The sequence below is a fragment of the Streptomyces sp. NPDC024687 genome (genome assembly GCF_055559055.1).
Map to the genome: position 1 here is coordinate 705,318 of NZ_JBVHLJ010000005.1, position 26,379 is coordinate 731,696.

At 71.4% G+C, this 26,379-nt stretch carries 25 protein-coding genes; 15 read left to right on the forward strand and 10 right to left on the reverse strand.

Going from position 1 to position 26,379, the window contains the following annotated elements; translation table 11 throughout:
* Positions 1-90: 90 nt before the first annotated feature.
* Genes ACZ39I_RS23410 through ACZ39I_RS23420 form a run of 3 tightly spaced genes read left to right on the forward strand, consistent with a single transcriptional unit; the run spans position 91 to position 1,900 of the window.
* Positions 91-627, forward strand: a complete 537-nt coding sequence (locus ACZ39I_RS23410) for a helix-turn-helix transcriptional regulator (protein ID WP_467246230.1) — start codon at positions 91-93, stop codon at positions 625-627.
* Positions 624-1,058 (forward strand): VOC family protein, encoded by a 435-nt coding sequence (locus ACZ39I_RS23415; RefSeq protein ID WP_352387972.1) that lies wholly within the window; start codon positions 624-626, stop codon positions 1,056-1,058. Before ACZ39I_RS23410 ends, ACZ39I_RS23415 begins: the two co-directional genes overlap by 4 nt.
* On the forward strand, positions 1,049-1,900 hold the full coding sequence (locus ACZ39I_RS23420; protein ID WP_467246272.1) for a class I SAM-dependent methyltransferase: 852 nt from the start codon (positions 1,049-1,051) through the stop codon (positions 1,898-1,900). The genes ACZ39I_RS23415 and ACZ39I_RS23420 overlap by 10 nt, the downstream gene beginning before the upstream one ends.
* Before the next feature lie 26 nt (positions 1,901-1,926).
* Here ACZ39I_RS23420 and cseC read toward each other — a convergent pair whose 3' ends face one another.
* The 5 genes from cseC to ACZ39I_RS23445 form a co-directional block, all read right to left on the reverse strand.
* The gene (cseC, locus tag ACZ39I_RS23425) at positions 1,927-3,261 is read right to left on the reverse strand and encodes a two-component system sensor histidine kinase CseC (protein ID WP_467246231.1); all 1,335 of its coding nucleotides are present in this window, start codon (positions 3,259-3,261) and stop codon (positions 1,927-1,929) included.
* Positions 3,262-3,278: 17 nt separating this feature from the next.
* On the reverse strand, positions 3,279-3,983 hold the full coding sequence (gene cseB, locus ACZ39I_RS23430; RefSeq protein ID WP_467246232.1) for a two-component system response regulator CseB: 705 nt from the start codon (positions 3,981-3,983) through the stop codon (positions 3,279-3,281).
* A 66-nt stretch (positions 3,984-4,049) separates the two neighbouring features.
* Positions 4,050-4,727 carry a hypothetical protein gene (locus tag ACZ39I_RS23435; RefSeq protein WP_467246233.1) on the reverse strand — a complete coding sequence of 226 codons (678 nt, stop codon included), beginning with the start codon at positions 4,725-4,727 and terminating at the stop codon, positions 4,050-4,052.
* Positions 4,712-5,254: a SigE family RNA polymerase sigma factor gene (locus tag ACZ39I_RS23440; protein ID WP_020122536.1), complete on the reverse strand. Its 543-nt coding sequence runs from the start codon at positions 5,252-5,254 to the stop codon at positions 4,712-4,714. The genes ACZ39I_RS23435 and ACZ39I_RS23440 overlap by 16 nt, the downstream gene beginning before the upstream one ends.
* 235 nt (positions 5,255-5,489) lie before the next feature.
* A complete protein-coding gene (locus ACZ39I_RS23445; protein ID WP_467246234.1) occupies positions 5,490-6,449 on the reverse strand; it encodes an HhH-GPD family protein in 960 nt (319 codons plus the stop codon).
* A gap of 332 nt (positions 6,450-6,781) precedes the next feature.
* Here ACZ39I_RS23445 and ACZ39I_RS23450 point away from each other — a divergent pair, with 332 nt between their 5' ends.
* Positions 6,782-7,651, forward strand: coding sequence for a hypothetical protein (locus ACZ39I_RS23450; protein ID WP_467246235.1), 870 nt, complete (start codon positions 6,782-6,784; stop codon positions 7,649-7,651).
* Between the two features lie 51 nt (positions 7,652-7,702).
* Here ACZ39I_RS23450 and disA read toward each other — a convergent pair whose 3' ends face one another.
* Together disA and radA are read right to left on the reverse strand one after the other, a co-directional pair.
* The gene (disA, locus tag ACZ39I_RS23455) at positions 7,703-8,827 is read right to left on the reverse strand and encodes a DNA integrity scanning diadenylate cyclase DisA (protein ID WP_467246236.1); all 1,125 of its coding nucleotides are present in this window, start codon (positions 8,825-8,827) and stop codon (positions 7,703-7,705) included.
* An 81-nt stretch (positions 8,828-8,908) separates the two neighbouring features.
* Positions 8,909-10,318 carry a DNA repair protein RadA gene (gene radA / locus ACZ39I_RS23460; protein WP_403669527.1) on the reverse strand — a complete coding sequence of 470 codons (1,410 nt, stop codon included), beginning with the start codon at positions 10,316-10,318 and terminating at the stop codon, positions 8,909-8,911.
* 251 nt (positions 10,319-10,569) lie between these two features.
* Here radA and ACZ39I_RS23465 point away from each other — a divergent pair, with 251 nt between their 5' ends.
* Positions 10,570-12,243 (forward strand): BACON domain-containing protein, encoded by a 1,674-nt coding sequence (locus ACZ39I_RS23465; RefSeq protein ID WP_467246237.1) that lies wholly within the window; start codon positions 10,570-10,572, stop codon positions 12,241-12,243.
* 18 nt (positions 12,244-12,261) lie between these two features.
* On the opposite strand, the gene ACZ39I_RS23470 is transcribed toward ACZ39I_RS23465, so the two are convergent.
* Positions 12,262-13,119, reverse strand: a complete 858-nt coding sequence (locus ACZ39I_RS23470) for a DUF3109 family protein (protein WP_467246238.1) — start codon at positions 13,117-13,119, stop codon at positions 12,262-12,264.
* A 71-nt stretch (positions 13,120-13,190) separates the two neighbouring features.
* On the opposite strand from ACZ39I_RS23470, the gene ACZ39I_RS23475 reads away from it, so the two are divergent.
* From ACZ39I_RS23475 to ilvD, 4 genes are all read left to right on the forward strand, one after another.
* Positions 13,191-14,132 carry a Ppx/GppA family phosphatase gene (locus tag ACZ39I_RS23475; RefSeq protein ID WP_467246239.1) on the forward strand — a complete coding sequence of 314 codons (942 nt, stop codon included), beginning with the start codon at positions 13,191-13,193 and terminating at the stop codon, positions 14,130-14,132.
* Positions 14,133-14,237: 105 nt separating this feature from the next.
* The gene (locus ACZ39I_RS23480; protein ID WP_352387994.1) at positions 14,238-15,062 is read left to right on the forward strand and encodes a sugar phosphate isomerase/epimerase family protein; all 825 of its coding nucleotides are present in this window, start codon (positions 14,238-14,240) and stop codon (positions 15,060-15,062) included.
* 31 nt (positions 15,063-15,093) lie between these two features.
* Positions 15,094-15,705, forward strand: coding sequence for a TetR/AcrR family transcriptional regulator (locus tag ACZ39I_RS23485; RefSeq protein WP_467246240.1), 612 nt, complete (start codon positions 15,094-15,096; stop codon positions 15,703-15,705).
* A gap of 167 nt (positions 15,706-15,872) precedes the next feature.
* Positions 15,873-17,726: a dihydroxy-acid dehydratase gene (gene ilvD / locus ACZ39I_RS23490; RefSeq protein WP_467246241.1), complete on the forward strand. Its 1,854-nt coding sequence runs from the start codon at positions 15,873-15,875 to the stop codon at positions 17,724-17,726.
* Positions 17,727-17,796: 70 nt separating this feature from the next.
* On the opposite strand, the gene ACZ39I_RS23495 is transcribed toward ilvD, so the two are convergent.
* Positions 17,797-19,893, reverse strand: a complete 2,097-nt coding sequence (locus ACZ39I_RS23495; protein WP_467246242.1) for a serine/threonine-protein kinase — start codon at positions 19,891-19,893, stop codon at positions 17,797-17,799.
* A 182-nt stretch (positions 19,894-20,075) separates the two neighbouring features.
* On the opposite strand from ACZ39I_RS23495, the gene ACZ39I_RS23500 reads away from it, so the two are divergent.
* From ACZ39I_RS23500 to proC, 6 genes are all read left to right on the forward strand, one after another.
* A complete protein-coding gene (locus ACZ39I_RS23500) occupies positions 20,076-20,402 on the forward strand; it encodes an SH3 domain-containing protein (protein ID WP_467246243.1) in 327 nt (108 codons plus the stop codon).
* Positions 20,403-20,565: 163 nt separating this feature from the next.
* Positions 20,566-21,075, forward strand: a complete 510-nt coding sequence (locus ACZ39I_RS23505) for an EamA/RhaT family transporter (RefSeq protein ID WP_467246244.1) — start codon at positions 20,566-20,568, stop codon at positions 21,073-21,075.
* Between the two features lie 188 nt (positions 21,076-21,263).
* Positions 21,264-22,043 carry a class I SAM-dependent methyltransferase gene (locus ACZ39I_RS23510; protein ID WP_467246245.1) on the forward strand — a complete coding sequence of 260 codons (780 nt, stop codon included), beginning with the start codon at positions 21,264-21,266 and terminating at the stop codon, positions 22,041-22,043.
* Between the two features lie 53 nt (positions 22,044-22,096).
* Positions 22,097-22,921, forward strand: a complete 825-nt coding sequence (locus ACZ39I_RS23515; protein WP_467246246.1) for an ABC transporter ATP-binding protein — start codon at positions 22,097-22,099, stop codon at positions 22,919-22,921.
* Positions 22,918-23,703: an ABC transporter permease gene (locus tag ACZ39I_RS23520; protein WP_467246247.1), complete on the forward strand. Its 786-nt coding sequence runs from the start codon at positions 22,918-22,920 to the stop codon at positions 23,701-23,703. The genes ACZ39I_RS23515 and ACZ39I_RS23520 overlap by 4 nt, the downstream gene beginning before the upstream one ends.
* 115 nt (positions 23,704-23,818) lie before the next feature.
* Complete coding sequence (gene proC / locus ACZ39I_RS23525) at positions 23,819-24,631, forward strand: pyrroline-5-carboxylate reductase (protein WP_352388012.1); 813 nt, start codon at positions 23,819-23,821, stop codon at positions 24,629-24,631.
* A gap of 81 nt (positions 24,632-24,712) precedes the next feature.
* Here proC and trpS read toward each other — a convergent pair whose 3' ends face one another.
* Positions 24,713-25,780 (reverse strand): tryptophan--tRNA ligase, encoded by a 1,068-nt coding sequence (gene trpS / locus ACZ39I_RS23530; protein WP_467246248.1) that lies wholly within the window; start codon positions 25,778-25,780, stop codon positions 24,713-24,715.
* Positions 25,781-26,379: the final 599 nt, after the last annotated feature.

The following is a 26,379-nucleotide window of genomic DNA, read 5'->3' on the forward strand; positions in this document are numbered from 1 at the left end:
CCGACCCCGTCGCCCCCGCTGAACCGAAGGCCCCCGGATGGTGTCCGCCCCGGGGGCCTTCCCCATGTGCGCCCGCGGGGTCGATGCCCCATGGACAAAGTGCGGCAGATCAGGCTCGCCAAGGACGCCATGGACCGGGACTGGGCCGATCCGGGGCTCGACCTGGACGCCGTCGCCGCGCACGCCGGGTACTCGCGGTTCCACTTCCTCCGGGCCTTCAAGGAGGCGTACGGCGAGACGCCCGGGCAGTACCTCACGCACCGGCGGATCGAGCGGGCCGAGGAGATGCTGCGGGGCGCCGATCTGAGCGTGACCGAGATCTGCCACTTGGTCGGCTTCAGCAGCCTCGGTACGTTCTCCGCCCGCTTCAAGGCGCGGACCGGGCTCACCCCGAGCGAGTACCGCACCCGGCACGTGGGCCGCGGCGCCGCCCTGATCCCCGGGTGCTACGCCATGCTCTGGGCCGGCGGCTTCCCCACCACAAGAGCCGCGAAGGGGACCACGAAGGCCCCCGTGGAGAGGCCCGAGAGGAGAACCGCAACTTTGGAGAAGCGGCCCGACCCCGCCGCTGCCTACGGTGACGGAGACGGAGACGAACCCCCGGACGACAGGAGAGCGGAGCCATGATCCAGGGCCTGGGCATCAGCACCGTATGGACCTTCGACCAGCAGCGCACCAAGGCCTTCTTCACCGAGAAGCTGGACTTCCAGGTGCGCAGCGAGGTCGCGATGGGCGAGATGACATGGGTCACCGTCGGGGCCAAGGAGCAGGAGGGCGTCGAGCTGGCCCTGATGAGCCTCGACGGCCCGGGTCTGGACCCCGAGTCCGCCGAGGCGCTGAAGAAGCTCGTCGGCAAGGGCGTGATGGGCGCGGGAGCCTTCCGGACCGACGACTGCCGCGGTGACTACGAGACGTTCCGGGCGCGCGGGGTGGAGTTCGTCCAGGAGCCGCAGGAGCGGCCGTACGGCATCGAGGCGATCTTCCGCGACGACAACGGCAACTGGTACTCGCTGACCCAGCGCCGCGAGGAACTGGACTTCTCGAAGGACTGGGCGTGAGCGAGGACGTGGCCGAGGCCGACCACACGGCCGTCCGGGTCGCGCTGTGGCGGGCCCTGCACGTCCGCGCGGATCCGCCGCCGCATGTGCTGGTGGACGAGATCGGGCTCAGGCTCGCGGACCCGGACGACGGGTGGCGGGACCGCCCCGACATGGACGTGACGGCCACGCGCCGCACCCGCGCGTCGATCGTGGCGCGGACCCGGTACGTCGAGGACCTGGTCGTCGAACGGGGCGTGGAGCAGTACGTCGTCCTCGGCGCCGGCCTCGACACCTTCGCCCAGCGCAGACCGGAGGTCGCCGCGGCGGGCGGGCTGCGGGTCTTCGAGGTCGACCGGCCCGGCCCGCAGGCCTGGAAGCGCCGGCGGCTGCTGGACCTCGGGTTCGGTGTCCCCGCGTGGCTGCGCCTCGTGCCGGTCGACTTCGAGGGGGACTGGTGGGGGCGGCTGGCCGAGGCGGGGTTCGATCCCGGGCGGCCCACTGTGGTGGCCGCCACGGGCGTCACCATGTACCTCACCCAGGAGGCGGTCGACGCCATGTTCCGCCTGGTCGCCGGACTCGCCCCTGGGTCCACGTTCGTGACGACCTTCATACGGCCGCCGCAGGACGTCGAACCGGAACAGCGACCGCAGTTGGAGGCCGCCGTGGCGGGAGCCCGGGCGGCGGGCACGCCGTTCCTGAGCTTCTTCCGGCCCGCCGAGATCCTGACCCTGGCCCGCGCGTCCGGCTTCCGGGAGGCCCGGCATGTCCCGGCCGAGGAGCTGGACCACCGGTACTTCACGGGCCGGACGGACGGCGTACGACCGTCCAGGGGGGAGGAACTGATGGTGGCGACCACCTGACGGCGTCCCGCCACACCCACCCCGGGTCACGGCAACAGCGGATAGCTCCCCGTCGCGGTGGGCGCGTGCTCGGGCAGCCACAGCACCGCCACCGCCCCCTCCGAGGGCACACCCTCCGGTGCCCCCGCCGGCCGTACGTTGCGGAAGGTCAGCCGCGCCCCCAACACCCGCGCCTGACCGGCCGCGATCGTCAGCCCGAGCCCGTGTCCGTGCCCCGCGCGGTCCGCGCTGCCCGTGCGGAAGCGGCTCGGGCCGTCGGCGAGGAGGTCCTCGGGGAAGCCGGGCCCGTGGTCGCGGACGCGGATGACGCGGCCCTCGACGGTGACCTGGATGGGCGGCTTGCCGTGCCGGGCCGCGTTGGCGAGGAGGTTGAACAGCACGCGCTCCAGGCGGCGCGGATCGGTCATGACCTCCGACTCGTGCACCACGCGGACCTCGATCTCCGGGTCCTTGGCCGCCACCCGCCGGGCGACGAAGTCACCGAGCAGGATGTCCTGGAGCTCGGCCCGCTCGGAGGCGCCGTCGAGCCGGGCCACCTCCAGGACGTCCTCGACAAGGGTGCGCATGGCTTTCGCCCGGTCCAGGACCAGTTCCGTGGGCCGGCCCGGAGGCAGCAGTTCCGCGGCCGTCAGCAGGCCCGTCACCGGTGTCCGCAGCTCGTGCGCGATGTCCGCGGTGACCCGCCGCTCGGCCTCCAGCCGCTGCTGCAGCGCGTCCGCCATGGCGTCCACGGCGCTCGCGAGGTCGTCGGTCTCGTCCCGTACGACCCCGCCGATCGCGTCCCGCACCCGTACGTCCGTCTCGCCCTTGGCCATCTGGTTCGCCGCGGCCGCCGCCTTCCGCAGCCGCCGCGACAACTGCCCGCCGATGAGCACGCCGAGCGCGCTGCCGCCGAGGACCACCGCGATCGAGCCGATCACCAGGGCCTGGTCGAGGTCGTTGAGGATGTCGGTGCTGCGGTCGGTGAACCCGGTGTGCAGCGACAGCACATGCCCGCCCTTGACCGGGACCGCGGCCCAGATGTCAGGACCCCGGTCGGGCCGGTCGGAGACGTACGTCGCCCGCCGGCCCTCCAGGACCTTCTCGCGCAGCGGGGGCGGCAGACGGCGGTCGTCGACCGCGATGCTGGGGAAGTTCGGCTTGCCGGTCAGTTCGTAGCTGCGCTGGGCGATCTGGATCCGCTCGTCCGCGAGGTCGCGCGCGTTGTCCAGCATCGACACGCGCGCCGCGTTGTGCACGACCAGGCTCAGCGCGATCGCGACGAGCGCGCCGACCAGCGCGATGGCCGCGCTGAGCTTCCATCTCAGCCCTGTCCGCACCACCACGCGCTCCGTCACCCGGCCCCGAAGGATCCCCCGCATGCTCCAGGTCCCCCTGCTCAGGCCTTCAACTTGTAGCCGAAACCGCGGACCGTCTCGATCCGGTCCTGGCCGATCTTCGTCCGCAGCCGCTGCACATGGACGTCCACGACCCGGGTGTCACCGCCCCAGCCGTAGTCCCACACCCGCTCGAGGAGCTTGTCGCGCGACAGGACCGTACCCGGCGCGGAGGAGAACTCCAGAAGCAGCCGCATCTCGGTCGGGGTGAGCGCGACCGGCTGCCCGGCCCTGCGCACCTCCATGCCCTCGGTGTCGATCTCCAGCTCGCCGAAGGTCAGCACGCCCCCGGCGGCCTCGTCCGTGCCCTCCTCGCCCCGGTCGGCGCCGCCCGCGTGCCCGAAGCGGCGCAGCACCGCGCGGATCCGGGCGACCAGGACGGCCCCGTCGAACGGCTTGGTCACGTAGTCGTCGGCGCCGGCCTCCAGACCGAGGACCACGTCGATCGAGTCGGCGCGCGCCGACAGCATGATCACCGGCACGGTGGACTCGTCGCGGATACGGCGGCACAGGCTGACCCCGTCCAGCCCCGGCACCATGACGTCCAGCAGGGCGATGTCGGGCCGGTCCGCCCGGAACGCCTCCAGGCCCGACAGTCCGTCGGGCATGGCGGTGACCGCGAAGCCATCCCGCTCCAGGGCGAGTTGGGTGGCTTCGCGGATGACGTCGTCGTCCTCGACGAACAGCACGTGGGTCTGGTCTGCCATCCGGGTGCTCTCACTCTTCGGTGTCGTGGCGGTCACTGGGGGATCGTTCCGGGCGGCCCGATCGGTTCAGCTGTCGGGCACCGGCGTCGGTTCCGTGCCGACGACGTCGCTGTAGTCGCTGTGCGTCCGGTACACCGCGGCGAACCTCCCCGAGACCCAGCGGTACGTGATCACGTTCTCGCCGGACGGCTCCGCCACCGGGTCGTCCTTCTCGTACACCTGCTTGGTCACCACCAGGTCGCCGCGGTCGATCTCGGCGTAGACCGGAGGTTCCTCGACCTGGAAGACATTCTGGTACGAACCGCCTTCCTCGCGATACACGTACGAGCCGACGCCCACCGGATCCGCACAGGTCACGACGTTGACGACGACGTCGTCGGCCGCGCCGCCGGTCAGGTCGCCGTAGAACAGGTCGACCGGGTACTGGTCGGTGCCACAGGGCTCCAGGTCGCGCTTGACCGCCTCGGAGACCTTCGGGTCCGACCTGAGCAGAGCGACCGCGCCCTTGCGGTCGAGGCGCGGGGAGGCCAGGGCGGACGGCAGGGCCGAGGGCGAGGCGCCGTCGGCCGCCGCCGCGTGCGCGGGACCCTCGTCACGGGTGCCGGTGCCGCCGGTGGCGCAGGCGGAGACGAAAAGGGCGAGGGCGGCCAGCACGACCACCGCCGTGCTCGCCGCCTGCAAGATCCCCCGGACCGGAGCGAGGTCCGGCCGGGTGGGCCCGGGTTCGGTCAGGCCGCCGCGCAACGCTCCCGCTCCTCACGCTCCAGCGCGCGTGCGTCCAGGTCGCGGGCCTCCAGCTCCTCGCGGAGCCGGGCGAGCGCCCGGTGCAGCGTGCTCTTGACCGTACCGGCCGACATGCCGAGGGCGGCGGCCGTCTCCTCCGTGGACATCTGCTCCCAGTGTCGCAGCACCACGACGCTGCGCTGCTTGGGGGCGAGCACCTTCATGACGTCCATCAGCAGGGCGCGGTCCGCGTGCTGCTCGGTGGAGTCGTCGACCGAGGCGTCCGGGAGCTGCTCGGTCGGCACCTCCTCCAGCTTGCGCGCCCGCCACCACTCCGTACGGGTGTTGATCATCACCCGGCGCAGATAGGCGTCCGCGAGCCGCTTGTCCTCGATGGTCTCCCAGCGGCCGTACGTCCGTACGAGCGCCGTCTGGAGCAGGTCCTGCGCGTCGACCGGGTCCGGGACCAGACGGCGTGCGCTGCGCAGCAGCGCGTCCTGCCGGGTGCGGACGTACTCCTCGAACTCGAGCACCTCGCCCTGCGCCATGTCGACCGCCTCCTGATCCCCGTTCCGGCAGTCTCTGCCGGTTCTCATCGCGTGTGCTGCCGCCTGGTGTGCGGCATGGCAATGAAGCTACGGAGCGGTTGTCACGGGGCTGTGCGGAGCAGCGCGCGGCTGGCAATCGGCTGTCCGTCGGTTGTGTAACGGAAGCCGAAAAAGGGTAAACCGGCGCGGTCGTTCGCGCCGGTTCAGGGTGATTCGCCGGTTTGCTTCGTGCCGGCTATGTCAACGGCAGCCGATACAAACCACCCGGCAGGGGCTCGACAAGTCCGTCCGCGACGAGACCGTCCAGCGCCCGCGCCCGCTGCACCGGCTCGTGCCACACCCGGTCGAGCACCGGCTGCGGGACCGGCGCGTGGGCCTCCCGCAGCACGGCGAGCAGCCTGCCGCGGACCTGGCGGTCGGTACCGGCGTACGTCTGTCCGCGCCGCGGCGGCCCCTCGTGCTCGGGCTTGCCCGCGAGCCGCCACGCGCACTGGGCGGCGATCGGGCAGCGCTGACAGCTCTCGTTCCTGGCCGTGCACACGAGCGCGCCGAGCTCCATGGAGGCGGCGGCCCAGCGCGCGGCGGTCTTCTCGTCCTGGGGCAGCAGGGCGCGGGCGAGCTTGCGTTCGGCGGCGGTGGTGGCGTTCGGCGGGTACTGCACGCCGGTGACGGCCCGGGCGAACACCCGCCGCACATTGGTGTCGAGCACGGCGTGCCGCTGCCCGTACGCGAAGGAGGCGACGGCGGCCGCCGTGTACTCGCCGATCCCGGGCAGCGCGAGCAGCTGCGCGTGGTCCGTCGGTACGTCACCGCCGTGCCGTTCCGTTATGGCGAGCGCGGCGCCGTGCAGCCGCAGCGCACGGCGCGGATAGCCGAGCCGGCCCCAGGCGCGCACGGCCTCGCCGGGCGCCTCCACGGCCAGATCGGCGGGCCGGGGCCACCGCGCGAGCCACTGCTCGTAGACCGGCAGCACCCGGCTCACGGGGGTCTGCTGGAGCATGAACTCACTGACCATCACCCCCCACGGCCCGGCCTCGGGCCGCCGCCACGGCAGATCCCGGGCGTGCTCGTCGAACCAGTCGATGACGGGGGAGTGCAGGCCCGCTCCGCGGGGAGCGTCGGTGACGCCGGCGGCGGGGCTGCTGGGCGAGGGCGAGGGTGAGGGCTGGGGCTGGGGCTTCGTGGGCGCAGTCATGGCCTTCCGATCCTGCCATGGCCGGGGGGCCGCGCGGGCGTACCGCCATGCCCGGGATCTACCGGACCCGGCCCGCGTCCGCGTCCTGAGGACGGCACCGTCCCGCTGCCGGACGTGACGAACTACAGCTCCTGCGAGAGCGGTTGACCGGGCCGTACGTCACGGATCGTAGCCGGCGCGTCGATGCGGTCACACTCCGCGATCGTCACGTGTCGGCCCCGATGAAAGGCAGGGATGGGGCGGCCGTTTCCGGAATGATGATCCTGAAAAGTTGTGGCGCCGGGCGGCGGGTGAGGACGGCGAACTCGCCGATCTCTCGTACAGTTTGCGCCGTGGGATCTCTGCGCAATCCGGTCGGGCCGCTTCCCTCCTCCATCTACTGGCGACGGAGGGCCATCATGCTGTCCGTCCTCGCCGTGCTGGCGCTGCTGATCGCATGGATCGTCAGCTCCGGCGGCGGAGGCGGCAGGAACGGCGCGGACGGGCCCAACGACAAGAATCCCTCCCCCTCCACGATCACCCCCGGACCCTCCGGTTCCGGGCCCGCGATCAGTCAAGCCCCGGGCGGTCGCGACGAGTCGACCACCGGTGGCGACACCGGCGGGGGTTCGGGATCGGGCTCCGGTTCGGCCGCCGGTGCCGGCGCGGGAGGCAGCTCGGGAGCCGGCGGTGAGACCGGTACGGGTGGCTCCGCCGGGGCGGGCGGGTCCGGAAGCGCGGGGAGCGCCGGAAGTGCCGGGAGCGGCGGCACGGGCATCGGGGTGGGGCCGACAGACACCCTCCCGGCGGGCTCTTCCATCCCCAACTGCACTGCGGGCACGGTGAAGTTGAGCGTGCGAAGTCTGCACAACGCCTACGACCCCGGCCAGACCCCGACCTTGCTGCTGACCGCGACGAACTCCTCCGTCGGCGACTGCAAGGTCGATCTCGGGCCCAAGCGCGCGGTGTTGACGATCACTCAGGCCGGCTCGGACGACCCGTACTGGTCGTCCGCCGACTGTCCCAGGAGCGCGGGGAACCTGGTCTACCGGGCTCCGGCCCGGAGCAGCATCACGTACACCGTGAAGTGGGACCGCAAGCCGAGTGCTCCGCAGTGCGCGACGCCTCCCGCGGGGTCGGCGGGTTCGGGGACCTACCTGGTGGAGGTCAAGGCGCCCGGATATGCCACCGTTCAGGCTTCGTTCGTGTTGGAGAACGACTGACCGAGGTGCCGTCGGCACGCCAGGGGCGCGGTCTCCGCGCCCCTGGCGTGCCTACACGTACCGCTCCAGGATCGAGCTCTCGGCGAGCCTCGACAGGCCCTCCCTGACGCTGCGTGCCCTTGCCTCGCCGACTCCGTCCACCGTCTGGAGGTCGTCGACGCTGGCCGCCAGCAGCTTCTGGAGACTGCCGAAGTGCTCCACCAGGCGGTCGATGATCGCGCCCGGCAGGCGGGGCACCTTGGCCAGCAGGCGGAAGCCGCGGGGGGAGACGCCCGAGTCGATCGCCTCGGGGGAGCCGGTGTAGCCCAGGGCGCGGGCCACGGCGGGGAGTTCGAGAAGCTCGGCGTGGGTCAGGGCGTCCAGTTCGTACAGCGCCTCCTCGACCGTGCGGGAGCGCTTCGCGGTGGGTTCGGGGACGTAGTCCCGGACCACCAGTTCGCGTTCCGGCTCCACGCCCGCGATCAGCTCGTCCAGCTGGAGGGAGAGGAGGCGGCCGTCCGTGCCGAGTTCGAGCACGTACTCGGCGATCTCCGTGGCGATCCGGCGGACCATCTCCAGGCGCTGGGCGACGGCCGAGACGTCCCGGACCGTCACGAGGTCCTCGATCTCCAGCGCGGAGAGCGTGCCCGCCACCTCGTCCAGACGCAGCTTGTAGCGCTCCAGGGTCGCCAGAGCCTGGTTCGCCCGGGACAGGATCGCCGCCGAGTCCTCCAGGACGCGGCGCTGGCCGTCGACGTACAGGGCGATGAGGCGCATCGACTGGGAGACCGAGACGACCGGGAAGCCCACCTGCTTGCTCACCCGGTCCGCGGTGCGGTGCCGGGTGCCGGTCTCCTCCGTCGGGATCGTCGCGTCGGGCACGAACTGCACGCCCGCCCGCAGGATCTTCGACAGGTCCGACGAGAGCACGATGCCGCCGTCCAGCTTGCACAGCTCACGCAGGCGCGTGGCCGCGAACTCGACGTCCAGGACGAAACCGCCCGTGCACATCGTCTCCACCGTCTTGTCGAAGCCGAGCACGATGAGTCCGCCGGTGTTGCCGCGCAGCACCCGCTCGAGGCCGTCGCGCAGCGGGGTGCCGGGGGCCACGGCGCTCAGGGAGGCGCGCATCAGGCCATCGGTACCGGCACTCCCACCGGATTTTCCGGGAGCTGCCGCCCGGTCGTTGGCTGCCACTGCTCTCCTCCGGTCGCGGGGTCTTGGGCCCTCCCATGTCGCACATTCGGTTCGTACGGACGGGCGAGACCAGGGCAAAGTCTACCGGCGGTCCTCCTCGTCCCGTGGGGCCTCCCGCCGACGTGAGCGCGGAAGGACCCTCAGGGCGTCCCCTATGTCCGCGACTTCCAGGACCTTCATGCCGGCCGGGATCTTGCCGGGATCGCCCGGTACGAGCGCGTGCGTGAAGCCCAGACGGTGTGCCTCGGAGAGCCTGCGCTGGACGCCCGTGACCCGTCTGACCTCGCCCGCGAGGCCCACCTCGCCGATCGCGACGAGGTTCTTGGGCAGCGGGGTGTCGCTGGCCGCCGACGCCAGGGCGAGGGCGATCGCCAGGTCCGCGGCAGGTTCCGAAAGCTTTACCCCACCGACCGTCGCGGAGTAGATGTCCCGCTTGCCGAGGGCGCTGATCCGGCCCCGCTGCTCCAGGACGGCGAGCATCATCGAGACGCGGGAGGTCTCCAGACCCGAGGTGGTGCGCCGGGGCGAGGGGATCTGGGAGTCGACGGTGAGCGCCTGCACCTCGGCCACCAGAGGACGGCGGCCCTCCAGGGTGACGGTGAGGCAGGTACCCGGGACCGGTTCGGCACGACGTGTCAGGAAAAGTCCGCTTGGGTCCGCGAGGCCCGTGATGCCCTCGTCGTGCAGTTCGAAGCAGCCGACCTCGTCGGTGGCGCCGTAGCGGTTCTTGACGCCTCGTACGAGCCTGAGGCGCGCGTGCCGGTCGCCCTCGAAGCTCAGGACCACGTCCACGAGGTGCTCCAGCAGGCGGGGGCCGGCGATCGCGCCGTCCTTGGTGACATGGCCCACCAGGAGGGTGGCCATCCCGCGCTCCTTGGAGACCCGGATCAACGCCCCGGCGACCTCGCGCACCTGGGCCATGCCGCCCGGGGCGCCGTCGATCTCCGGGGAGGCCACCGTCTGTACCGAGTCGAGGATCAGCAGCGACGGCTTCACCGCGTCCAGATGTCCGAGGACCGCGGACAGGTCGGTCTCGGCGGCGAGATACAGGTGGTCGTCGATCGCGCGGATGCGGTCGGCGCGCATCCGGACCTGGCTCGCGGACTCCTCGCCGGTCACATAGAGCGTGCGGTGTTCGTCACTCGCCGACTTGGCCGCCACGTCCAGCAGGAGCGTGGACTTGCCGACGCCGGGCTCGCCCGCGAGGAGCACCACCGCGCCGGGCACGAGACCGCCGCCGAGCACCCGGTCCAGCTCGGGCACGCCGGTGGAGCGGGCGGTGGCCTGGCGGCCGTCGACCTGGCCGATGGGCACGGCGGAGGTGGTGACACGGCCGGGTGTCGTCGTACGCACCGCGGGCGCGCCGTACTCCTCGATCGTCCCCCAGGCCTGGCACTCGGGGCAGCGACCGAGCCACTTGGCCGTCTGCCAGCCGCACTCGGTGCAGCGGTAGGACGGGCGCTCCTTGGCGGACTTCGTACGGGCAGCCATGCACGAACCGTAACCGCCGCCACTGACAACGCTTGCCGCCGCCCGCCGGACGGCATGCGTCCCGGCCCCGGGGCGTCCCGCGCCCGGCCCGGACCGTCCCGCGCCCCGGCGCGTGAATCGGCCACGTCACGACGGGAACGAGCCATGGAATCCGGGGTTCCTGTCCCCGATTGAGGGATCGTTTCACCCGTACGGAGTAAAAGTGCTCAAGGTGCAGGAAGGGGCCATCTTTCGCGTCCTACGGTCCACGGATGATGAGCAGCAGTCCGGAGACCTCGACCCGCACCACCGGCGCGCACCGGGCGCAACGGCAGGAGCGCGACCGCGCTGCGGCGCGCACGCTGGCGCAGCGGCCGACCGCGCGCTACGAGCCGTACCTGGACGGCCTGTTCACCTACTGCCTGTCCGTGCTGTGCGACCACGACGCGGCGACCGCCGCCCTCGGGGACGTCCTCGCGCTCGCCGACAAGCGCGGCGGCCCGGACGCGGCCGGTGACCGCAGGGCCTGGCTGTACGCGCTGGCCCGCTGGGCCTGTCTGCGCAAGCTGGCCGAGGCCAAGCAGAAACGTCAGGCCACGCACGCGGCGGGGCGTCACGGAGCTAGCCAGGACCCCGCCCGACCCCCGGTCGCCGAGGACGTCCTGGAGGCGCGGCGCCGCGAACTCTCCCTGCTGGCCTGGCCGGAGGCGGCCGGTACGACCCCCGAGCAGCGCGAGGCGCTCGAACTCGCCGTGCGCCACCACCTCGCCGCCCACGAGGTCGCCGCCGTCCTCGGCATGGACCTCGCCGGAGCCCGCGAACTGCTCGCCTCCGCCGCCTGCGAGGTCGAGCGCACCCGCGCGGCCCTCGCCGTCGTCGAGACCGGTGACTGTCCGAGCGTGGCGCGGCTCACCGGCGACAACCAGTTCGTGCTCAGCTCCGCCCTGCGCCGCGAACTCGTGCGCCATGTCGACGACTGCCCGCGCTGTCGCCGCAGCGCCGAGCGCGCGATCCCCGGCCGCTGGCCCGGCGCCATGACCACGCCCGCCGAGCTGCCCGTGCTCGAAGCACCCCGCGCGGCCCTGCACATGGCGTCGGCGCACCCGCCACGCGCGCGTGGCGCCGCCGTGCCCCGCTTCGACCGGCGTGGCTTCCCGATGGACCCCAAGGACCGGGCCGCCCGCCGCGACCGCCTCCGCGCGCGTGCCGTGACCACGACCGTCGTCGCCACCGTCGTCGCCGCCCCCGTGCTCGCCCTGTGGGCCGCCTACCGGGGCGGCCCGGGCGAGGGGGCCGACGGCCACTCCGCCACCGCCAGCGAGGCGCACGGCCCCGGCAGCCTGGACGGCGTGGTCGCGAGCGGCGGCTATCAGAACGCCGGCAACGCGAGCACGAGACCCGGCCGTTTCGCCAAGGACGGCAGGCCCGACGTCTCCGTGGAGGTCGTGAGCGTCGCGGGCGCCGGCAAGAAGGGCGCCGGACACCTGGAGGTCGACGCCGGCAACGACGGCGACACCACCCTGATCACCCTCACCGCGACCGGCGACGCCCCGGTCCGCTGGTCCGCCACCACGGGCGTCTCCTGGCTCTACCTGAGCCAGTCCGCGGGAACCCTGAAGCCCGGCGAGTCGTTGACGATCAAGGTGTACGTCGACCATCTGCGCGAGCCGTCCGGCCCCTGGAGCGCGCGCGTGGCGATCGCACCGGCCGGCGCCGTCGTCACCATCCAGGGCTACGGCACGGCGCCCGCGCCGTCCGCCCCCGGCGAGCCGGCGACACCCCCGCCCAGCCCCAGTCCCACGGCCTCGTCCCCCTCGGATCCCCCTCCGAGCGGCCCGCCGTCCTCGTCCCCCTCCCCGACCCCGCCGGACCCCACCCCGTCCGACCCGGCGAGCCCGTCATCCTCACCGACGGGCAGTGACGAGCCGAGCCCGTCCACGTCATAGGGGATGCGTTTCCGCCGCTCAGACGGTCGGGTCCGCCGGATGCGGTGCCAGCAGGGGCAGTTGGGAGGCCAGGCGTTGCTCGCAGAGTTCGACCAGGCGGTCGTAGCCGGCCTTGCCCATCAGTTCGATCAGTTCGGGGCGGTAGGAGACGTAGACCGGGTCACCGGCGCCGTGTGCCGAGGTCGCCGACGTGCACCACCAGTGCAGGTCGTGGCCGCCCGGACCCCAGCCGCGCCGGTCGTACTCGCCGATCGACACCTGGAGCACGCGCGTGTCGTCGGGCCGGTCGATCCAGTCGTACGTCCGCCGCACCGGCAGCTGCCAGCACACGTCCGGCTTGGTCTCCAGCGGCTCGCGGCCCTCCCGCAGCGCCAGGATGTGCAGCGAGCAGCCCTGGCCGCCGGCGAAGCCCGGCCGGTTCTGGAAGATGCAGGAGCCCTGGAAGGGCCGGGTCTGCCGGTCGCCGTCCTCGTCCTCCGAGACCCAGCCGCCCGTCGTGCCCTCGGCGTGGTGCTGCCAGATGTCCGGAGTGAGTCGCGCCACATGCTCGGCGACCCGCTTCTCGTCGTCCTCGTCGGAGAAGTGGGCACCCAGCGTGCAGCACCCGTCGTCCGCGCGGCCCGCCTGGATGCCCTGGCAGCCGCTGCCGAAGATGCAGTTCCACCGAGAGGTCAGCCAGGTCAGATCGCAGCGGAAGACCTGCTCGTCGTCCGCCGGATCCGGGAACTCCACCCACGCGCGCGCGAAGTCGAGCCCCTTCTCGTCGGCCTTCAGAGCCTTCATGGCCTTCCGCGACTGCTTCGGTGGCTTCACCCGCGAAGGACCGTCGGCAGAAGCGGCCGTTTTGTCGTCCTTCACCTTTTTCGTCTTTGGCACTCGTCCAGGGTAAGTCGCCCGAGCCCCCTCCGGAGACAGTCGAACGCCCAGCTGGCAGTAGCGTTCCCCCCATGAGACTCGGTGTCCTCGACGTGGGTTCGAACACGGTGCACCTGCTCGTGGTGGACGCGCACCACGGCGCACGCCCCCTGCCCGCGCACTCGCACAAGGTGGAACTGCGCCTTGCCGAACTCCTCGACGAGGCCGGGGCGATCAGTCCCGAAGGCGTCGAGAAACTGGTCGCGGTCGTCAACGACGCACTCCAGGCCGCCGAGGACAAGGGCGTCGAGGACCTGCTCCCGTTCGCCACCTCCGCCGTCCGCGAGGCCGGCAACGCCGACGACGTCCTCGCGCGCGTGCGGGCCGAGACCGGCGTCGAGCTCCAGGTCCTCACCGGCGCCGAGGAGGCCCGTCTCACCTTCCTCGCCGCCCGCCGCTGGTTCGGCTGGTCGGCGGGCAAGCTCCTGGTCCTCGACATCGGCGGCGGCTCCCTGGAGATCGCCTACGGCATCGACGAGCAGCCGGACGCGGTGGCCTCCCTCCCGCTGGGCGCGGGCCGTCTCACGGCGGGCTGGCTCCCCGGCGACCCCCCGGACCCGGACGCCATCAGGGCCCTGCGACGGCATGTGCGCGCCGAGATCGCCCGTACGGTCCGCGAGTTCGCCCGCTTCGGCGCCCCCGACCACGTGGTCGCCACCTCCAAGACCTTCAAGCAGCTGGCCCGCCTGGCCGGCGCGGCCCGCTCCGCCGAGGGCCTCTACGTCCAGCGCGAACTCAAGCGCGAGTCCCTGGAGGCCTGGGTCCCGAGGCTGGCCGGCATGACGACGGACCAGCGGGCGGAACTCCCGGGTGTCTCCGAGGGACGGGCGAACCAGCTCCTGGCGGGCGCCCTGGTGGCCGAGGGCGCGTTGGACCTGTTCGGGGTGGAAACAGTGGATATCTGCCCGTGGGCGCTCAGGGAGGGCGTCATCCTGCGCAGACTTGATCACATGGTTTCAGCGCAAGGTCTCTGAGGGCGCGAGCAACCGCACACCAGTCGGCACCCGCTTCGTGGCAATCGCCACAACGGCGAATAGGCACCCCACATCCACCCGGGCGAACCCTTTAGGCTGACGACCGTGGCAGAACCAGTCGTACGGATCCCGGATGCGAAGGTCGCCCTCTCGACGGCCTCGGTCTACCCGGAGTCGACGGCGACGGCCTTCGAGATCGCCGCACGCCTCGGATACGACGGCGTCGAGGTCATGGTGTGGACCGACCCGGTCAGCCAGGACATCGAGGCCCTGCGCCGCCTCTCCGACTACCACGGCATCCCCATACTCGCCGTGCACGCCCCCTGCCTGCTCATCACGCAGCGGGTGTGGTCCACGGACCCCTGGGTCAAGCTCCAGCGCGCCCGTGCGGCCGCCGAGAAGCTGGGCGCGAGCACGGTCGTCGTCCACCCGCCGTTCCGCTGGCAGCGTCAGTACGCCCGCGACTTCGTCAGCGGGATCTGGCGGATGGCGGACGAGACGGACGTACGGTTCGCCGTCGAGAACATGTACCCCTGGCGCTACCGCGACCGCGAGATGCTCGCGTACGCCCCCGACTGGGACGTCACCAAGGACGACTACCGGCATTTCACGATCGACCTCAGCCACGCGGCGACCTCCCGGACCGACGCGATGCAGATGGTCGACCGGATGGGGGACCGTCTCGGCCACGTCCACCTCGCCGACGGCAAGGGTTCCGCGAAGGACGAGCACCTCGTGCCCGGCCGCGGCGCCCAGCCCTGCGCCGAGCTCCTGGAGCGCCTCGCGCTGAGCGGCTTCGACGGCCATGTCGTCATCGAGGTCAACACCCGCCGCGCCATGTCCGGCGCCGAACGCGAGGCCGACCTCGCCGAGGCCCTGGCCTTCACCCGCCTCCATCTGGCCACGCCGGTGAGGGTGCCGCGGCGATGAGAAGCCAAGCGAGCATGCAGGTGTCCCTGCCGTGAGCGACGTCACCGCCCGGAAGCGCGGCCGGCCCCGTCGTACGGAGTCGGACGCGGCCGGCACCCGTGACCGGATCCTCGTCGCGGCCCGTGAGGAGTTCTCCGAGCGGGGCTACGAGAAGACCTCCGTGCGGGGCATCGCCAAGGCCGCCGGAGTCGACTCGGCCCTGGTCCACCACTACTTCGGCACCAAGGAACAGGTCTTCGAGGCGGCCGTGGAGGTCGCCGCCGCGCCCGCCCTGAGCACCCCCGACGCGCTCGCCGAGGGCCCGCTGGAGGACGCCGGAGAACGCCTGACCCGCTTCATCTTCGGCGTCTGGGAGAACCCGGCGACGCGCCTGCCCATCCTGGCGATCGTCCGCTCCGCCGTGACCAACGAGACCGCGGCCGCCGTCTTCCGCCGGCTCGTCGCAGCCCAGTTGCTGCGCCGCATCTCCGACCAGCTGGACCTGCCGGACGCCGAGCTGCGCGCCGAGCTGGCGGCCGCGCAGCTCGTGGGGACGGCCATGCTGCGGTACGTGATCAAGGTGGAGCCGCTGGCCTCGACCGACATCGAACAGATCATCGCGCGGGTGGCCCCGGTGGTGCAGCACCATCTGACAGGGCCCTGACCGGGCCTGAGCAGACCCTGATCAGCCCCTGATCCGAGACGGGCGTCCCGCATTCCGGACACCTTGTCCCGACCCCTGGATGACCGGCGTACGCTCGTTAGCAGTCAGAAGTCTCGTACGACCGTCTCTGAAGTCTCTGACGACCGTCTCTGAAGGAGCGAGCGACGATGCCCGAGCTGAGGTCCCGCACAGTCACCCACGGCCGCAACATGGCGGGCGCCCGCGCCCTTATGCGCGCCTCCGGTGTACCCGGTGCGGACATCGGCCGCAAGCCGATCATCGCGGTCGCCAACTCCTTCACGGAGTTCGTGCCGGGCCACACCCACCTGCAGCCGGTCGGCCGGATCGTCTCCGAGGCGATCGTCGCGGCCGGCGGCATCCCGCGCGAGTTCAACACCATCGCCGTCGACGACGGCATCGCGATGGGCCACGGCGGCATGCTGTACTCCCTCCCCTCCCGCGACCTGATCGCGGACTCGGTGGAGTACATGGTCGAGGCCCACTGCGCCGACGCCCTGATCTGCATCTCCAACTGCGACAAGATCACCCCGGGCATGCTGAACGCCGCGCTGCGGCTCAACATCCCCACGGTCTTCGTCTCGGGCGGCCCGATGGAGTCCGGCCGCGCGACCCTCGTGGACGGCACGGTCCGCACCCTCGACCTGGTCGACGCGATGTCCGAGGCAGTGAACGAGAAGATCTCGGACGCGGACATGCTCCGTATCGAGGAGAACGCCTGCCCGACCTGCGGCAGCTGTTCCGGCATGTTCACCGCCAACTCGATGAACTGCCTGACCGAGGCCATCGGCCTCTCCCTCCCCGGCAACGGCTCGGTCCTCGCCACGCACACGGCCCGCAAGCAGCTGTACGTCGACGCGGCCGACACCGTCATGGACATCACCCGGCGCTACTACGAGCAGGACGACGAGACGGTCCTGCCGCGCAACGTCGCCACCTTCGCGGCGTTCGAGAACGCCATGGCGCTCGACATCGCCATGGGCGGCTCCACCAACACGATCCTGCACCTGCTGGCGGCGGCCCAGGAGGCGGAGGTCCCCTTCGGCCTCGCCGAGATCGACGCGGTCTCGCGCCGCGTCCCCTGCCTCGCGAAGGTCGCCCCGAACGTGGCGAAGAACCGCACGTACTACATGGAGGACGTGCACCGCGCGGGCGGCATCCCCGCCCTCCTCGGCGAACTGCACCGCGCGGGCCTGCTCAACGAGGACGTGCACTCGGTGCACAGCCCGTCGCTGGCGGACTGGCTGAAGACGTGGGACGTCCGCGGAGGCTCCCCTTCCGCGAAGGCCCTCGAGCTGTGGCACGCGGCCCCCGGCTGTGTCCGCTCCGCCGAGGCCTTCTCCCAGTCGGAGCGCTGGGAGGCGCTGGACGAGGACGCCGCCGAGGGCTGCATCCGCAGCGCCGAGCACGCGTACTCCAAGGACGGCGGCCTGGCGGTCCTCAAGGGCAACCTCGCGGTCGACGGCTGTGTCGTGAAGACGGCCGGCGTCGACGAGTCGATCTGGACGTTCGAAGGCCCGGCGGTCGTCTGCGAGTCGCAGGAGGAGGCCGTCCAGAAGATCCTCACCCAGCAGGTCAAGGAGGGCGACGTCGTCGTCATCCGCTACGAGGGCCCCAAGGGCGGCCCCGGCATGCAGGAGATGCTCTACCCGACCTCGTACCTGAAGGGCCGCGGCCTCGGCAAGGCCTGCGCCCTGATCACCGACGGCCGCTTCTCCGGCGGCACCTCCGGCCTGTCCATCGGCCACGCCTCCCCGGAGGCCGCGGCCGGCGGCACCATCGCCCTCGTCGAGGACGGCGACCGCATCCGCATCGACATCCCCGGCCGGTCGATCGAGCTCCTGGTCGACGACGAGGAGCTGGCCCGCCGCGCGGCCGCCCTGGACGGCGCCTACGCCCCGAAGAACCGCGAGCGCAAGGTCTCGGCCGCGCTGCGGGCCTACGCGGCGATGGCCACCAGCGCGGACAAGGGCGCGGTGCGGGACGTGTCGAAGCTGGGCTGAGACCTCCCCGGCCAGACCCCCGCCAGACCTGGGGCCGTCCCTTCGGGGGCGGCCCCGTTTTTTTGATGCGCTACCAGTCCGAGGGGGCGCGGGCGTCCACGGCGAAGACGGTGCCGTCGGGGGCGGTGGCGTAGACGTGGTGATCGGCGAGGGTGGGCCGGGGCAGCGTGGCGATCACATCGCCCCCGCCGGCGCCGAGCCGTGCCGGTGTCTGCCCGGCGAGCGTTCCCCTGCGCGCGTCCACGGCGAGCAGCCGCCCGTCGGAAGCGGTGACGAAGACGTGACTGCCGTCGGAGACCGGGACGGATCCCCGGCTCACGGACGTCTCCAGGTGCCACAGTTGCCGGCCCGAGTCGACGTCGATGGCCTCCAGGGCTCCGGTGGCGGCCAGTACGTAGACGACACCGTCGTGCACAGCGGCCTCGGCGCCCTGCCGAGGCACGAGCAAGGCCACCTTCCGGGTCGCTCCGGAGGCGGGGGTGAAGCGGACGACTGCTGTGGCGTAGTCGAAGACCTGATCGACGGAGAGGAACGAGACGGATCCGTTCTCGGAACCGATCGGGGTCAGAGCGCCGTCGAGGTGCTCGTCCCACCGCACGTGCCCCGTGGCCGCGTCCACGGCGGTGACCCGAGTGCTCGACTCGTCGACGGACGTGCTCGTCACGTACAGCAGCGGGTCACCCGGAAACGTGGAGAACGACGGTGTGGTGTGACCCGGTATCTCCTTGCTCCACCTGGTGTCGCCGGACGCGCTGTCCACGCCGGTCACCGTCCCGTCCGCGCGGGTGACCAGGAGCATGCCGCCGGCCGCCCACATGCCGTCGTACGCCGGCACGTTCCGCTCCCAGCGGGTCCGGCCCGTGGCGGGATCGAGCGCCTGCAGACGGTTGCCGTAATCCGCCAACGGCAGCACAAGGCCACCGGACACGACGGGCGGAACGCTCCACCGGTCCGTGCCGGCCGACCGTCGCCACAGCAGGCTGCCGTCGGTCGGATCGAGGGCGAAGACCAGACCCGCCCGCACGCAGAACAGCTTTCCCGCCCCGTACGAGCACCGGGGCGTGCCCTTGCCCCCGGCCACGGGCGTCGCCTCCCAGGGGCGCGACGCGGACGCCCCCGCCCGGGGCGTCGTGCGGTCCGTCGGCGCGTGCGGTTCGTCGCCGAGCAATTGGACCGAGGCGAACACTGCGCCCGCGACGAGGACAAACGCGCCGGCGGCGAGCAGCACGTTCCTGCGCAGACGCCGCTCGGGCCGCCGTACCCACGCTGCGGCCTCTTGCTCGGGCACCGGTACATCACCCGTGCGCTGTGCCGGTATGAACGCCTGCGTGTCGTACGAGGCCGCGACCGACCGCAGCTCCCGCATCAACTCGTCCGGGGTGGGCCGGTCCTCGGGCTCCTTGGCGAGGCACCGCACGATGAGCGGCGCGAGGTTCTGCGGTACGCCCGTCAGGTCCGGCTCGTCGTGCACGACCTGGTAGGCCACCACATACGGACTGTCGGAGTCGAACGGCCCGCGTCCGGTGGCCGCGTGCACCATCACCGATCCGAGCGCGAAGATGTCGGCGGCGGGACCCACCTCCCTGGGCCGCCGGAACTGCTCCGGCGCCATGAACGGCGGCGTCCCGATCAACTTCCCCGTCTCGGTGCGAAGTTCGCTGTCCTTTGGCCGAGAAATACCGAAGTCGATGACCTTGGGCCCGTCCTCGGCGAGCAGCACATTGCTCGGTTTGAGATCCCGGTGGACCACTCCGACCCGGTGGATGTCGCGCAGCGCCTCGGCGAGTCCGGCCATCAGCCGGCGCAACTCGGAGGGCGCCATGGGCCCGTTCCGCTTCACTTCGTCCGAGAGGGTCGGGCCGGGAATGAACAGCGTGGCCATCCAGGGCCGTTCGGCATCGGGATCGGCGTCGACTACGGACGCGGTGAACGCCCCGCTCACCTTCCGCGCCGCTGCCACCTCCTGCCGGAAACGCCCCCTGAACTCCGGGTCCTTGGCGAACTCGGAATGTACGACCTTCACCGCGAGCTTCATCCCCGAGGCGCTGCGCGCGACATGCACGACGCCCATCCCACCGGACCCCAGGCATGACTCCAGTTGATAGTGACCGGCGTACTCGGGAAGTTCCGCTTCCGCGCCCGCTCCGGTATTGCCCCGTGGCGCCATGGAACCACCCCCGTGCTGATCGTCCGCGCGCGCGACGCACGGAGCCTAGTCGATGACTCGTACGGGACAGAGGCGGCTTGCTAGTCTCCGCGTGCGAGTTGCGTACATGTGTTTCATGGCGTGATTTAGGGGAATTAACGGGACCCCATGGCAGTCATGGGGAGCAACGGGGGAGGATTTTCATGTCTGTCGACCACGTGGAAGAAGTCGAGGGCGGCGAGAGCAGGTCCGCCACAACAGCCGCTGCGGCGACCGCGGCCGTGCACTACTACTCGGTCGCACCGGGGTACCGCCTCAACGTCCGCCGCGGCCCGGGCACGCAGTACGGCATCGTCCGCGTGCTCCCCGAGGGCGCGCAGGTCGCGATCTACTGCCAGACGCCGGGGACGTCGGTCGTCGGCCCGTACGGCACCTCGAACATCTGGGACAACATCGCCAACGGCGAGTTCGTCGCGGACGCCTATGTACTCACCGGCAGCGACGGCTACGTCGCCTCGCGCTGCGGCTGACCTGGTCACCCATCCCGGAGGAGCTGAACATCTGGGACAACATCAGCAATAGTCAGTACGTCTCCGACGTGTACGCGCACACCGGCAGCGACGGCTGCGTGGCCGACCGCTGCTCCTGATCCCCGAAGGGAGCCCGCCCCCGTCCCGGAGCCATAATCGTCCCGTGAGCGACGATTCCGGCACCCAGGACATCCCCGCGGGCTCCCCAGAGGGCGGCCCCCGCCCCGAACCCCTCCGCCTCTTCGGCACGACCTGGGTGGACCACGACAACGGCTACGCCCTCCGCCGCGTCGGCGCAGCAGCAGGCTCACTCGCCGCCGCCGTCGCCTCCTGCCTGATCCTCCGCTTCGCCTACGAGGGCCTCCAGATCGCCGACACCGGCAGCTTCGTGACCGTCCTCGTCATCGCGATGTTCGCGATCTGCAGCGCGCTGGCCTTCCGCAACACCTGGGACAGCTTCGGCAACCGCCCCGACCCCGACCGCCAGGCCTCCCTCCGCGGCCTCCTGGCCATCGGGTTCGTCGGGTCCCTCCTCGCATACTTCTTCCGCTCCCTCACGGAGGCGCCGGGCGAGAAACTGCACCGGCGGGAGTACGAGGCCGCACGCAGGGAGCACGAGCAGCGCGATGCTCGTCGCACGGGCAACCCCTCGAAGAAGAAGCGCCGCCGCTGAGAGCCGGCTGAGATCCGCCGCGAGCCGCGCCGAGTTCAGTCGGCAGTCCCAGCGCCCCGCGCCCCGTCACCCTGGACGCCGGGCCCCCGCGACGGAGCCGCCCATCCCCGCAACTCCGGCCCCTCTCCTACCGGTTCTCTCACCGTAAACTCACCGCGCCCCGATCCGCGTCCGGCCACCATGGCCTCATGGCCGCTTCCTTCCACAGCACCCGAGCCCACTCCTTCAACGCCGCCGCAGCCCAGTACGCCGCCAACCGCCCCTCCTACCCGCCCGCCCTCTTCGACGCGATCGAGGAGCTCGCCGGGCACCCTCTCACCGGCGCCCGGGTCGCCGACGTAGGAGCCGGCACCGGGATAGCGACCGCGCTGCTGCACGCCCGGGGCGCCCAGGTCGTCGCGGTAGAACCCGGGGACGGCATGGCCGAGCAGTTCCGCCGCACCCACCCCGGCATCCCGATCATCAGGGGCGACGGCAACGACCTCCCCCTCCTCGCGGACTCCGCCGATCTCCTCACCTACGCCCAGTCCTGGCACTGGACCGACCCCGCCCGCGCGGTCCCGGAAGCCCGCCGCGTGCTGCGGCCGGGCGGTGCGCTGGCCCTGTGGTGGAACACCTACGCCCTCGACGTCCCCTGGATCGCCGGTCAGGTCGACCGGGTCGCCGAGCACTTCAAGGACTACGGCGCCCACCCGGCCGTCGAGGTGAACGGCAACGGAGCCCGGTCCGCCCTGGCCGACCCCAGCGGCCGCCTGGACTTCACCCACCGAGTGGTCCGCTGGAGCCGCCGCGTGCCCGTCGACACCCACCTCGCCAACATCGGCAGCCACTCGCTGTTCCTGGTCGCCGGTGAGCAACACACGAGCGCCTTCCTCACCGAGGAGCGCAGGATCCTGCTGGAACAGTTCCCCGACGGAACCGTCGAGGAGACCTACGACGTCGAGCTGCTGGTCGCCCTCAACACCTGACCCAGCACCGGGACCGCTTGACGGCCCGGATCCGCCCGAGGATTATTCATCTCATGATGAATAAAGAGCCCGGGTCAGCCGCCGACCCCACGGACGAAGGGCCCGCCACCCCCGCCAGCCCCGCCGTCCACGCCGACGGCCTCACCGTCGTCCGAGGCCCCCGCACCGTCCTGCGCGACCTCGCCTTCGACGTCCCACGCGGCCAGATCACCGGCCTCCTCGGCCCCTCGGGCTGCGGCAAGTCCACCCTGATGCGCTCGATCGTCGGCACGCAGGCCAAGGTCACCGGCACCCTCGACGTCCTCGGCCGGCCCGCGGGCCACCCCGCCCTGCGCACCCGTATCGGCTACGTCACCCAGGCCCCCTCCGTCTACGACGACCTGACCGTCCGCCAGAACCTCGACTACTTCGCCGCGATCCTCGCCCCGGGCCGCGCCGCCGCCGACCGCCGCCACTCCGACGTCACCCGAGCCATCGACGACGTCGACCTCGCCACCCACGCCGACTCCCTCGCCGGCAACCTCTCCGGCGGCCAGCGCAGCCGCGTCTCCCTCGCCGTCGCTCTGCTCGGCACCCCCGAACTCCTCGTCCTCGACGAACCCACCGTCGGTCTCGACCCCGTCCTGCGCCGCGACCTGTGGAACCTCTTCCACGACATCGCCGCCCGCCGCGGCGCCACCCTCCTCATCTCCTCCCACGTCATGGACGAGGCCGAGCGCTGCCACCGCCTCCTCCTGATGCGCGAGGGCCGGATCCTCACCGACGACACCCCCGAAGCCCTCCGCACCCGCACTCACTCCGACACGGTCGAGGAGGCATTCCTCCACCTGGTCGACCAGGCCGTCGAGGCAAGCCGCACCAGGGAGCACACGCGATGACCACGACCACCCCGACCAGTCTCGCGCCGGCCCCCACCAGCGCCCTGAGCTTCTCCCGCACCGCCGCCACCGCGGCCCGGGTCCTGCGCCAGCTCCGCCACGACCCCCGCACCATCGCGATGATGATCCTGATCCCGTGCTTGATGCTGCTCCTGCTGCGCTACGTCTTCGACGGCAGCCCGCGCACCTTCGACAGCATCGGCGCCTCCCTCCTCGGGATCTTCCCGCTGATCACGATGTTCCTGGTCACCTCCATCGCCACCCTGCGCGAACGCACCTCCGGCACCCTCGAACGCCTCCTCGCCATGCCGCTCGGCAAAGGCGACCTCATCGCCGGCTACGCCCTCGCCTTCGGCGCTCTCGCGATCATCCAGTCCGCCCTCGCGACCGGCCTGGCCGTCTGGTTCCTCGGTCTCGACGTCATCGGCAGCCCCTGGCTCCTGCTGCTGGTCGCCCTGCTCGACGCTCTGCTCGGCACCGCCTTCGGCCTGTTCGTCTCCGCCTTCGCGGCCTCCGAATTCCAGGCCGTCCAGTTCATGCCGGCCGTGATCTTCCCCCAACTGCTCCTCTGCGGACTCTTCACCGCGCGCGACAACATGCACCCCGTCCTGGAGACCCTCTCCGACGTCCTGCCCATGTCCTACGCCGTCGACGGCATGAACGAGGTCCTCAGGCACACGGACATGACAGCGACCTTCGTCCGCGACGCACTGATCGTGGCGGGCTGCGCACTGCTGGTCCTGGGACTGGGAGCGGCGACACTGAGGCGCAGGACCGAATAGGACCGCACCACAAGGGGCAGCCGCCCCTCCCACACAGAGCAGCAACCCCCGGACCCATGTCCCGCCCACCGGACATCCACCCTGCCCGCCGCACCCCGGTGCCAGACTGAACCGCATGAGCCAGAAAGTCGCAGTCCTCGGCACCGGCAAGATCGGCGAAGCCCTGCTCAGCGGAATGATCCGCGCCGGCTGGGCCCCGGCCGACCTCCTCGTCACCGCCCGCCGCCCCGAGCGAGCCGAAGAACTCCGCAATCGCTACGGAGTCGCCCCGGTCACCAACCCGGAAGCCGCGAAGACCGCCGACACCCTGATCCTCACGGTCAAACCGCAGGACATGGGCACCCTCCTCGACGAACTCGCCCCACACGTCCCGGCCGACCGCCTGGTCATCAGCGGCGCCGCCGGCATCCCCACCTCCTTCTTCGAGGAGCGCCTCGCCACCGGCACCCCGGTCGTCCGCGTCATGACCAACACGCCCGCCCTGGTCGACGAGGCCATGTCCGTCATCTCCGCCGGCACCCACGCCACCGCCGACCACCTCGCGCACACCGAGGAGATCTTCGGCGCCGTCGGCAAGACGCTCCGCGTCCCCGAGTCCCAGCAGGACGCCTGCACCGCCCTCTCCGGCTCCGGACCGGCCTACTTCTTCTACCTGGTCGAAGCCATGACCGACGCCGGCATCCTGCTGGGCCTGCCCCGCGACAAGGCCCACGACCTGATCGTCCAGTCCGCGATCGGCGCCGCCACGATGCTCCGCGACAGCGGCGAACACCCGGTGAAGCTCCGCGAGAACGTCACCTCGCCCGCGGGCACCACCATCAACGCCATCCGCGAACTCGAGAACCACGGCGTACGCGCCGCCCTCATCGCCGCCCTCGAGGCCGCCCGCGACCGCAGCCGCGCCCTGGCCTCCGGCAAGAAGGACTGACCCCCCACCGGGGGCGGCCACCCCGCCGCGTCCACCACGTTCTTCGTGGCCACCACGCGAACGAAGCCGCCCCCCCCGTGCCTACCGAGCCGCGTTCAGCACGACACCCCCATCGAGCGCGCCGGTATCCACAGCAGCCGTATCCGAAGCCGAAGCGGCCGGAAGCAGCCCGATCGCGCGATAAGCGGCATCCACGGTCGGCCGGGCCATCGCCCGAGCCCTCTCCGCGCCATCCCGCAGCACCCCCTCCACATAGCCAGGATCCGCGCACAACTCCTTGTGCCTCTCCTGTACGGGCCTCAAGACCTCGACCACGGCCTCGGCGGTGTCCTTCTTCAAGGCGCCGTACGACTCATATACACCGCTCAGCTCCGATGGGTTCCCACCCGTGCAGGACGCGAGGATCTCCAGCAGATTTGCCAGCCCCGGCCGGGCGTCCCGGTCGTACACGACGTCCCGCCCGCTGTCGGTCACGGCCCGCATGACCTTCTTTCGCACGGCGTCCGGTTCGTCGAGCAGATAGACGATCCCCGGCCCCGAGTCGTCGGACTTCCCCATCTTCGACGTCGGCTCCTGGAGGTTCATGACCCGCGCACCCACCTTCGGCACGGTGGCCCGGGGCACCACGAACGTGTAGCCGTACCGCTGGTTGAACCGCACCGCCAGATCGCGCGTCAGCTCCACATGCTGCGCCTGGTCGTCCCCGACCGGCACCTCGTCGGCCCCGTACGCCAGGATGTCCGCCGCCATCAGGACGGGATACGTCAGCAACGACAGCCGCACACTCCCGCCCCGCGCCCGCTCCCGAGCCGCCTTCTCCTTGTACTGGATCATGCGCCGCATCTCACCGTCCGTGGCCACGCACTCCAGCACGTACGACAGCCGCGCGTGCTCGTCCACATGACTCTGCACGAACACGGTGCACACCTCGGGATCCAGCCCCGACGCCAGCAACAGCGTCGCCGCCTGCCGACTCAGCCGACGCACCCGCGCCGGATCGTGGTCGACGGTCAGGGCGTGCAGGTCGACGATGCAGAACAGCGACTCCGCCCGGTGCTGGTCGACCGTGGCCCACTGCCGCATGGCTCCCAGATAGTTCCCCAGCGTCAGATGCCCCGTCGGCTTGACCCCGCTGAAGACCCGCGTCATCTCTCCACCTCCTGGTCGAGACCGCCGTCCCCGGCCGGCCGACCCTCAGGACTCCTGGAGGGAGATACGCGAACGGCCGCCGAGGCGGCGGCCGTTGAGTGCATACGTGCTCACGGCCGCCGTCAGGCGGCCCACCACTGCTGGGTGCACGTACGCGTTGTCATGCCTGCCAGCGTACGCCGCAGAGGAGCCGTCCGGACCTGAGTTGACACTCCCCAGCCCCGTACGTAGTGTTCTCCGAGTTGTCCGACGTGAGCGCCGACCCCGGTCGGTCCCCGGACAGCCATTCCGCAGGTACCAGCCAACAAACGACGACAGTCGATCTGTCTGCCGTCGCTGTATTGGCGTGCGTATTCGCGAAATGAGGAATCCACGTTCGAAAGGACGGTGGCCCCCGATTAGCTCGGGAGCCGGGAATCCGCTAAAGTCTCACTCGTCGGAACGGCCCAACAGCCGGGAAGACAAGCCCCCTGACTGGGAATCAGGACCGAAAGGATCTGATAGAGTCGGAACCGCCGGAAAGGGAAACGCGAGAGCGGGAACCTGGAAAGCACCGAGGAAATCGGAACCGGAAACGGTCTGATAGAGTCGGAAACGCA

Bases quoted from the DNA above. Each gene is read 5' to 3' on its own strand.
- ACZ39I_RS23410 (WP_467246230.1), top strand. From the start codon at position 91: ATGGACAAAGTGCGGCAGATCAGGCTCGCCAAGGACGCCATGGACCGG.
- ACZ39I_RS23415 (WP_352387972.1), top strand. From the start codon at position 624: ATGATCCAGGGCCTGGGCATCAGCACCGTATGGACCTTCGACCAGCAG.
- cseC (WP_467246231.1), bottom strand. From the start codon at position 3,261: ATGCGGGGGATCCTTCGGGGCCGGGTGACGGAGCGCGTGGTGGTGCGG.
- cseB (WP_467246232.1), bottom strand. From the start codon at position 3,983: ATGGCAGACCAGACCCACGTGCTGTTCGTCGAGGACGACGACGTCATC.
- ACZ39I_RS23440 (WP_020122536.1), bottom strand. From the start codon at position 5,254: ATGGCGCAGGGCGAGGTGCTCGAGTTCGAGGAGTACGTCCGCACCCGG.
- ACZ39I_RS23445 (WP_467246234.1), bottom strand. From the start codon at position 6,449: ATGACTGCGCCCACGAAGCCCCAGCCCCAGCCCTCACCCTCGCCCTCG.
- radA (WP_403669527.1), bottom strand. From the start codon at position 10,318: ATGGCTGCCCGTACGAAGTCCGCCAAGGAGCGCCCGTCCTACCGCTGC.
- ACZ39I_RS23465 (WP_467246237.1), top strand. From the start codon at position 10,570: ATGATGAGCAGCAGTCCGGAGACCTCGACCCGCACCACCGGCGCGCAC.
- ACZ39I_RS23475 (WP_467246239.1), top strand. From the start codon at position 13,191: ATGAGACTCGGTGTCCTCGACGTGGGTTCGAACACGGTGCACCTGCTC.
- ilvD (WP_467246241.1), top strand. From the start codon at position 15,873: ATGCCCGAGCTGAGGTCCCGCACAGTCACCCACGGCCGCAACATGGCG.
- ACZ39I_RS23495 (WP_467246242.1), bottom strand. From the start codon at position 19,893: ATGGCGCCACGGGGCAATACCGGAGCGGGCGCGGAAGCGGAACTTCCC.
- ACZ39I_RS23500 (WP_467246243.1), top strand. From the start codon at position 20,076: ATGTCTGTCGACCACGTGGAAGAAGTCGAGGGCGGCGAGAGCAGGTCC.
- ACZ39I_RS23510 (WP_467246245.1), top strand. From the start codon at position 21,264: ATGGCCGCTTCCTTCCACAGCACCCGAGCCCACTCCTTCAACGCCGCC.
- ACZ39I_RS23515 (WP_467246246.1), top strand. From the start codon at position 22,097: ATGATGAATAAAGAGCCCGGGTCAGCCGCCGACCCCACGGACGAAGGG.
- ACZ39I_RS23520 (WP_467246247.1), top strand. From the start codon at position 22,918: ATGACCACGACCACCCCGACCAGTCTCGCGCCGGCCCCCACCAGCGCC.
- proC (WP_352388012.1), top strand. From the start codon at position 23,819: ATGAGCCAGAAAGTCGCAGTCCTCGGCACCGGCAAGATCGGCGAAGCC.
- trpS (WP_467246248.1), bottom strand. From the start codon at position 25,780: ATGACGCGGGTCTTCAGCGGGGTCAAGCCGACGGGGCATCTGACGCTG.